At 67.6% G+C, this 2,043-nt stretch carries 3 protein-coding genes; 2 read left to right on the forward strand and 1 reads right to left on the reverse strand.

The window, feature by feature from the left end:
* Positions 1 to 369: siderophore-interacting protein (locus MOV74_RS36915; protein WP_246932300.1), on the forward strand; the 369-nt coding region annotated here is incomplete at its 5' end.
* Positions 366 to 1,220, forward strand: a complete 855-nt coding sequence (locus tag MOV74_RS36920) for an ATP-binding cassette domain-containing protein (protein WP_246932302.1) — start codon at positions 366 to 368, stop codon at positions 1,218 to 1,220. The genes MOV74_RS36915 and MOV74_RS36920, both read left to right, overlap by 4 nt.
* A gap of 22 nt (positions 1,221 to 1,242) precedes the next feature.
* Here MOV74_RS36920 and MOV74_RS36925 read toward each other — a convergent pair.
* A partial coding sequence (locus tag MOV74_RS36925) for an iron chelate uptake ABC transporter family permease subunit (RefSeq protein WP_246932304.1) occupies positions 1,243 to 2,043 on the reverse strand: 801 nt, incomplete at its 5' end.

The raw sequence follows: 2,043 nt of genomic DNA on the forward strand, positions 1-2,043 counted from the left end.
CGCTGGTTGCTGCTCGCGGGCGACGAAACCGCCCTGCCCGCCATCGCGCGAATTCTCGAGACGCTGCCGGCGACGGCGACGGGCGAGGCCTTCATCGAGGTCGCCGATCGGCGCGAAGAAGTTTCGCTGGTCGCGCCGAGCGGCGTAGCGATCCGCTGGCTGCATCGCGAAGGCCGTCCGGCCGGGACGACGCAGCTCCTGGTCGACGCCGTCAAGGCAGTGCGATGGCCCGACCATCGGGAGGTCTTCGCCTGGGTCGCATGTGAGGCGCAGACGCTAAAGGCCCTGCGAAACCATTTGCGCGACGAGCGAAAGCTCTCCCGCGATCAGCATCTGGCCGTCGCCTATTGGAGCCTGCGCCAACCATGACGTTCCAACACGTGCAGACGGGCGAAACGACGCGCGCCTTGCCGACCGACATCACGCAGGCCTCGCTGGAAGCGCCAGCCTCCTTGTTCGAGCTTGACCAGGTCGGCTTCGCGGTGGCCGGGCGCGCGCTGCTCGAACCGCTCACCTTGTCCCTTCCGGCCCGCAGCGTCGTCGGGCTGATCGGGCACAACGGCTCCGGCAAATCGACCTTGCTGAAATTGCTGGCGCGCCAGCAGCCTAGCTCGTCGGGAACGATTCGTTTCGAAGGGCGCGCGCTGCGCGCGTGGAGCGATCGGGACTATGCCCGCAAGGTCGCCTATTTGCCGCAGCAGACGCCGCCCGCCGCCGGCATGCTGGTCAAGGAGCTGGTCGCACTCGGTCGCTATCCCTGGCACGGCGCCCTCGGACGGTTCGGCGACATCGACCGCGAGAAGGTCGCAAACGCCATGGCGCTGACCCATATCGAGCCGTTCGCGGACCGGCTGGTCGATACGCTGTCGGGCGGCGAGCGCCAGCGGGCCTGGATCGCCATGCTGGTTGCCCAGGATGCCGAATGCCTGCTGCTCGACGAGCCGACCTCGGCGCTGGACATCGCCCATCAGATCGAGGTGCTGTCGCTCGTCCAGCAGCTCGCCCGCGAACGCAACCTCGGCGTGGTCGTCGTGCTCCACGACGTCAACATGGCCGCCCGCTTCTGCGACGAGATCATCGCGCTCCATTCCGGGAAGTTGATTGCCCGCGGCACGCCGGACAAGATCATGACGCCGGCCGAGCTCGAAACCATCTACGGCATCCCGATGGGCGTGATGCCGTCGCCGGATCACGGCCATCTCATCGGCTTCGCGCGGTGAGCAGCCCTCACCTGAGGCGCGGTCAGCCGCGCTGCGGCCGCAGCAGCCAGATGAGATAGGGCCCGGCAAGCATCATCGCGAAAATGCCGGCGGGCATCTGGAACGGAAATATCACCATGCGACCGGCCCAGTCCGCCGTGACCATCAGAATCGCCCCGATCAACGCGGCCAACGCCGCCTGATGAAGTGCACGCTGCGCGCCCATCATCCGCGCCATGTGCGGCGCGATGAATCCCACCAGGCTCAGAAGACCCACCATCAGCGTTGCCGTTGCCGTCAGCAATGCCGTCAGCAGCATGATGATGATGCGGCTCCGCGCCAGCGAGATGCCGATCGAACGCGAGGTCGCCGGTCCGAGCGGCAGGATGTCGAGCCAGCGCGACAGCATCGGCACCATGATCAGCAGAATGAGCGCCGCGGCGGCAAGGATTGCCGCCTCGGCCGGACCGATCTGGTAGAGCGACCCGGTGAGCAGCGACAGCAGCGTGCCGATGCGCGGATCACCGGTCGCCAGCGCCATGGCGATGATCGCGCCGAACGCCGCGCTCATGGCGACGCCGGCCAGCAGCACGCGCTCGGGACTGAACTCGGACCGCCGGCTGAACAGCAGCACCAGTGCCAGCACGATGAAGGCGCCGATCCCGGCCGCCCCTATCTGCGCCAGCCGCGTATGAGCGGGAAAGAGATAGAGCAGGACGATCACGCCCATCGCGGCGCCATAGCTGATGCCCATGACCTCCGGCGCGGCCATCGGATTTCCGGTCATCCGTTGCAGCAGCGTGCCGGCGACCGCGAGCGTCGCGCCTGCTGCCAGCGCCGACAC

It is taken from the genome of Bradyrhizobium sp. SHOUNA76, from assembly GCF_023006445.1.
In the GTDB taxonomy this organism is placed as follows: Bacteria; Pseudomonadota; Alphaproteobacteria; order Rhizobiales; family Xanthobacteraceae; genus Bradyrhizobium.

Coding starts and splice junctions, on each gene's coding strand:
- MOV74_RS36920 (WP_246932302.1), top strand. CDS start 366: ATGACGTTCCAACACGTGCAGACGGGCGAAACGACGCGCGCCTTGCCG.